This window comes from Chitinophaga sp. (assembly GCF_036566945.1).
Lineage (GTDB): Bacteria > Bacteroidota > Bacteroidia > Chitinophagales > Chitinophagaceae > Chitinophaga.
On record NZ_DATCVJ010000161.1, the window covers coordinates 1 to 6,431 of the forward strand.

Here is a 6,431-nt window from a genome sequence, read left to right on the forward strand (position 1 = left end):
ACGTTTTTTCTTCAATGCCACCAATCCATTTATCATCAGCAAGTTTAACAAGTTGTATTACGATCCTGAAATTGGGGGGCCTAATAATTTCCCCATCATGCGCAGTTTCAATTTTGGCGTAAGTGTGACGTATTAATTCAACTTGTTTTAAAATTTTCAAAAATACCTTGTTATGAATCGTAAAAATCGCTTCTCCATATATAGTGCCGGATGTTTGCTCGTCGCGTTGATCCTGATTAGCCAGGCTTGTAAAAAAGGATTGGATTATAAAAATGAAGATGCCATTGTGCCGGATAACGTGTGGACAGATCCCAATATGATCAATACTTATCTCAACGATATCTATGGCGCTCAAATGCCCGGATGGCCGATCAATGGCGCCGATAGTGATGAAGGGCTCAATGCCGACGGGCATAACCTGGGGGAATACCAGCGGGGAATTGTTACCGTGGAAAATACACACATGGATTTAAAATACGAGTATGTGGACCGTATTAATTATTTCCTCGATAAAATGGCAACGGTGCCTAATACGGTAGTGGCGGAAGAGCTGAACAGACAGTATGTAGCGGAAGCTAAATTCTGGCGCTCGTGGGTGTATTGGAATATGGTAAAACAGGTGGGTGGGGTGCCATTGATATTGCATGTACAAGACCCTTCTGATATTGCGGGATTATTTGTTGCCCGTAATAAAACCTCCGAATGCGTAGCGCAGATTATAAAAGACCTGGATGAGGCTATTGCTGCTTTACCCGCCGTGTATACCAATACTGACAAGGATTACGGAAGAATCACCAAAATTGCCGCCATGGCTTTTAAAGGACGGGTACTGTTATGGTATGCCAGCCCCTTATTTAATCCGTCTAATGATCAGGCCCGCTGGCAGGCAGCCTACGATGCCAATAAGGCTGCGAAAGATGCCGGCATCGCTGCCGGTTACGGATTGTTTGAAAATTTCAGGAACATCTGGTACCAGGAGCGGAACAAGGAAGTGATTATGGTGAACCAATATTTCTATCCTTCACATCCCATCGATTTAACGAACTTAAAAGCAGGGACCTACAACGAAAATCAGCCTTATCTTCCTATGCTGCTGGGCTTCCCTAAAAGAGACGGATCTCCTATGCAACTGGATGTTAGCAGGTTGTCTGATCCTGCTTACAACAGCCAGTTTTTGAAAGATTTCTACCTTAATCGCGATCCCCGCTTTTACGCCACGGTGTATTTTGGAGGCGTGCCTTATGTATGGCCCGACCAAAACGCAGCTACCTATCGCAAAGGAGAAACCTACTGGTGTATGTATCGCTATATATCCGGCAATGCCACCGAAAGGGCCAGCTACAAAAGCGTATTGGTGACGGATTTTGATCGCTCCGGTATCCCCGGATTTGTAGGCTTCTACGATAGAAAAGGTTTGGACACCACCGTTGTGGATGAAAACAGCTGGAAGGGACAAACCGATTGGCCGGAAATACGCTTTGCAGAAGTATTGATGAACTATGGTGAATGTGCCAATGAATTAGGTAAAAGCAGCGAAGCGTTGGATGTATTGCGCCAGATTCGTCAACGGGCAGGTATTACGCCCGGTGCTGGCGGTTCTTACGGCATCACCGCTGCTACGAAAACAGAAATACAGCAGGCTATTAGGGGAGAAAGGTTTGTTGAATTTGCTTTTGAAGGAAAACGTGCCGGCGATTTAAGACGCTGGAAAAGATACGATCTTTTAAATACCATGGGCACACGTCCTTCTGTATATGTGGTGCTGAAGCCGGATCAGAAAGTAGCCGGCAATGAACTTATTTACAACGATACTACCAGGGCGAAATTTTATGCCGCCTATATCACCAGCCTGGATGGAGATGCTAACTATAAATTCAACTTTAATTTAAACCACTGGTTCTCGGCACTGAATCCAGGGCAGATCTCCCAGTCCCAAAATAAATTACTGCAAAATAACGAATGGGGTGGTAGCTTTGATCCATTGCAATAAGTAGCGTTAAATCATTTTGAGAAGAGCCTGGTAAATGCAACCCGGCTTCTTCTTTTACATACAATTCTTAATCAATAAAATGATACATGTAAATTTTTACAGGAAGACCCTCCTCGTGATGGCCACCCTTTTTATCGGAACGGATTTATCCGCTCAATGGGATTTTCATACTGATTATTTAAAAATACATATTGATCAGCGGGGTTTTATTACCAGTATGAAGAATACCACCGTACAACCCAACCGGGAGTTCAGTCCTGCCGACAAACCCTCGCCGCTGATGTTGTTGTATGATGGAAATAAGCAACAATATTATGAACCGGTAAAAGCGGCTTACCGCCCATCCGCTAAAACCTTGTCACTGACCTATACCAACGGGTCGGTGGCCGCTATACGGCTTACCCAGCAGGCCGGATACCTGAAGCTAACGTTATTGTCGTTGTCTAATCGTACCAACATTGAAGATGTGCAGTGGGGATCATATCATACCAATATTACCAACCTGCTGGGCGAAATCATTGGCGTGGCGCGTGATACGAGCAATGCCGTGAACTATGCCATTGGTATGCTGGCGCTGGACGATAACACGCTGGGAGGTACTTCTGCCACCATCGGCGATGCAGCACCTTTTCAATATATTATTCATACACCGGACGCCAAACGCTTTCCTTTGCCGGATTCAGTGCATGAAGGGCAGGTATTCAGTTTAGGAGGTAATGGTATCAGCGACGTGGCATTTTATGCGCACAAAGAACCCTGGTATCGCATTATGTACGGCGATGCCGCGCAGGTAGATAAAGAAGGACGCATTTCTATTTCGTATCACTCCCGGGACCGGTCCGGGAAACGGGAAATTTTGTTTTCCCTGATCCCGCATATGGCGGCAAATATACCCAACCACATTGAGGTACAGCCATTGCCCGGTGTAAATTATATCGGATCATCCGTTGCATTGTGGGGCAGCCCGGATAGCACGGCACTCACCGGTGTGATTCGCAATATTGTGTTGTCGGAAGGACTACCGTACCCTACTATCAACGGAAAATGGGTGAAAGACCCGGCTGCTTTTGTGCCTGATGCCATGAGTGCAGGTAATAAAAACGACAGCATTATTGCTTACACCCACCGCCTCGGTTTTAAAGCCATCAGCCTGTACGACCAGGGTTTCATCAGACCCGATCGCGGAAATGAAGGGTATATCGACGGAAAGAATTTTGAAAGAAAGCCCATCAAGATGGCGACCGGAAATAAGTCGCACAAGGAATTTGCTGCACTGGCAGCACCCTACGGCATCATCATTGGCAGAACGCCCATTACCAATTCGCTGGCCCCCGGCACACTGGATGCCAGCCCGGTGCCAAGCGATAGTCTTTGTTATCAGCAAAAACGGTTACTGGTAAAGGACGTCAGTACCACCGATACCAGCATCATCGTGAATGACCCGAAATACATGAACGAAATTGCCAGCTGGGAAGGACATTGCGCAGACCTCAATATGATCAAAATCGGCAAGGAACTCATTCACTATATGGGCATATCCGATAAACCACCTTATCGTTTATTAAACGTAAAACGTGGTTACTGGAAAACCACCCCTGCAAAACATGCTGCGGGAGCGGCAGTTTACAAACTACAGGTCACCGTAAACTATGGATATGATGGCGTGATCCCGAACATGCAACTACAGGATGAAATCGCAAAATATTACGCGGAGGTTTGTAGCATTAACGGACTCGCGTATTATGATTTTGATGGACAGGAATTTTTATTCAATAACGGGCATGGATATTATTCCACTAAACGTTTTTTCCATAAAATGTTTGACCGGGCAAAAGAACTCGGCGTGCCTTACATCCGCTTTACCGGGGCTACTTTATCAGAAGGCTCCTGGCATTACCAGAGCATCTGGAATGTGGGTGGAGGAAAAAATCTGTATGATGCCGACACCAGAGAATGGGGTAGTGCCACCAGCCAGGGCAAGGATTTGAGAGATGTTACCTACGGTAATTTTTTCCCGGTAGGCATGGGAGGCAATTTCCCGATTACGGCACATTCAACGGTAGCACAATATGAGCATATCCAGGCCATTTCAGTAGGAGTGGGTACTACTTATAGTTTGTCGTTGAATGAGAAAGAGGTGGAAAGCTGTCCGCAAAAAGAGGCCATCTTTAAAGTGATCCGGACATGGGAAGATGCCCGCGCGGCGAACGCATTTCCCCGCTGGGTGAAAATACAACTGATGGACCCCGCCCGCAGCTGGAGACTGGAACCGGGCAACGATAAAAATAGCTGGGCGCTATATGAAATGATCGACGGAAAAAAATCGGCACCGGTGATGCTGCAAAGAACCGCCGGATACTAAAACTAATGGAGGCGCGTAGCAGCCGTCTGCCAGCGCTTTCAGCAGCATAAATTCATTTTAAAATTCCACGAAATGCCGGGGATATTCTTGTCCCTGGTTTTTTAAATTTTCGGATATAAAGGAAGTAAATATAACATCGATGGTAGTCAATATTGTTGTGTTTCAGATATGGGTTGTTACTTAACTTTAGGTGGTATTACTATTAAATGTATATGGTGAGTGAACGTTTGGTACTGGGTACCGCAGGATTGGGGGGTGTATGGGGAAAAGTCGATCCGGATCAGTCGATCCTTACCATCTTATCGGCCCTGGAAGAAGGTGTTACGGCCATAGATACTGCGCCGGCGTATGGCGATGCGGAGTACTATGTGGGGAAGGCATTGCAGCAATGGAAAGGTAAGTTCCCTGTAATCAGCTCTAAAGTAGGTCGACTTAAATCTTATGCAGCAGACCAGGGAATATATGATTACACAGCCGAAGGGATGAAGAAAAGTGTAGATGATAGTCTTGCTACATTGGGGATTGATCAACTCGACATTCTTTTTCTCCATGATCCCGGCGCCGTTCAGGAAGAAGATGCGGAACGGATTGTAACTACCCTGATAAAGATGAGAGAGCAGGGAGTGGCCAAACGTTTGGGTGTTGGTGGCAATTGGCCTGCATGGTTTAAAAGATACCTGGATGCCGGCATGTTTGATGTGGTGATGGAGTTTAACCGCCTCAATGCGTCTGAGGTAGCGGCGCTTCATGATTCACTACCGTTTTGTATAGCGAATCATATACCGTATTACGCGGCCAGTCCGTTGAATATGGGACTGTTAGGGAAATGCATAGGTTCGTTCAAACAGATGAGACCCCAATGGTTGTCTGCGGAAGCCCTGCAGATGGCATTACAGCTGGAGCAGGTGGCTGAAAAATATCAAATGTCATTGCCCACCCTGGCGCACAGATTCCTGTTGTCTTTGCCCTATACTTTTAATATTGTACTGGGCCCTTCCAATAAAATTGAGTTAGATGCGAGTATAAGTGATTTCAGTCAAGGTCCTTTACCGGAAGAAATCCTGCATGAAATCGGGAGTTGTAATAGTGGTAAACAGTCGTAGCAATGTACAGTATTGATCAGGAGATATTTAATATCCAAAGTATACAGATCAGGGAATTAGCGCCGGTAAAGGCGGTTACGGCGTTTCAGGATGCCACCATGGGGCCTTTCCCGGAGTTTGGCATGTCGCTGATTGTAATCGAAGACGAGTATGGCAATGTAGGGGAGTCGCCGGTGTACAGTAGCTACACTAATATTTTAGAGGCTTGCCTGGTGCCGATCTTATTATATGCCAGCGATGTGATGTATGAGCAGTTATATCCCCGCTTGTATTGGTCTATCAGGAATGAAGGTTTTCGTGGCCCTGCTGCTGCGTTGCTGGGGCAGGTAGATATGGCGCTGCATGACCTGGCTGCAAGACGGCAAGGCGTTCCATTGCATACCTATATGGGCGCTACACGCGGTGATGTGAAGGTATATGGGAGTGGCGGTGGTACAAATTATACCTACGCAGAATTGGAGCAGGAAGTCCGTTTTTTTGTAGAAAACGGTGTAGGATGTTATAAGATGAAAGTGGGAAAGGATTTCGGGCATAGCATGACGGAAGATGTAAAACGGGTAAAATTCGTTCGCAGCCTTCTGGGAAAACATACGCGGTTGGCAGTGGACGCGAACCAGATCTGGAGTTGCGAACAGGCGCTCCGGTTCATAGATCTTACAGCGGCGGAAGATTTAGCCTGGTTTGAAGAACCTACTCATTCTGCTTCTTTAGATCAGATAGAGTTGTTGTGCAAGCAAACGCCGATGAAAATTGCTTTCGGTGAATCTGAAAGAACTTCCCGGGTTTTTCCAACACTGGTGAATATCGGTGTTGCACATTTGCAACCGGTTCCAGGACATCTGCCGGGTGTAAAAGAATGGACAGCAGTGAAAGATCTGGCCCACAAACATCAGATAGATTTTTCTTCAGGAGGATATTCTTTGTTCACTTCTTCCCTCATGGCTACTGCTGCAGAAACGTGTCAGGTAGAATATAT

4 protein-coding genes are annotated in these 6,431 nt (G+C 46.2%); all 4 read left to right on the top strand.

The features are described from left to right. Nucleotides 1-172 precede the first annotated feature (172 nt). On the top strand, nucleotides 173-1,990 hold the full coding sequence (locus tag VIP81_RS04720; RefSeq protein WP_331957325.1) for a RagB/SusD family nutrient uptake outer membrane protein: 1,818 nt from the start codon (nucleotides 173-175) through the stop codon (nucleotides 1,988-1,990). A 79-nt stretch (nucleotides 1,991-2,069) separates the two neighbouring features. Then, entirely contained in the window at nucleotides 2,070-4,352 is a 2,283-nt protein-coding gene (locus VIP81_RS04725) for a hypothetical protein (RefSeq protein ID WP_331957326.1), read from the top strand. Between the two features lie 215 nt (nucleotides 4,353-4,567). Beyond that, a complete protein-coding gene (locus VIP81_RS04730; protein WP_331957327.1) occupies nucleotides 4,568-5,455 on the top strand; it encodes an aldo/keto reductase in 888 nt (295 codons plus the stop codon). A 2-nt stretch (nucleotides 5,456-5,457) separates the two neighbouring features. Continuing rightward, the coding region (locus VIP81_RS04735; protein ID WP_331957328.1) for an enolase C-terminal domain-like protein at nucleotides 5,458-6,431 on the top strand (974 nt) is incomplete at its 3' end.

Excerpts from the sequence above, each read along its gene's own strand:
- VIP81_RS04720 (WP_331957325.1), top strand. The coding sequence starts at position 173 with ATGAATCGTAAAAATCGCTTCTCCATATATAGTGCCGGATGTTTGCTC.
- VIP81_RS04725 (WP_331957326.1), top strand. The coding sequence starts at position 2,070 with ATGATACATGTAAATTTTTACAGGAAGACCCTCCTCGTGATGGCCACC.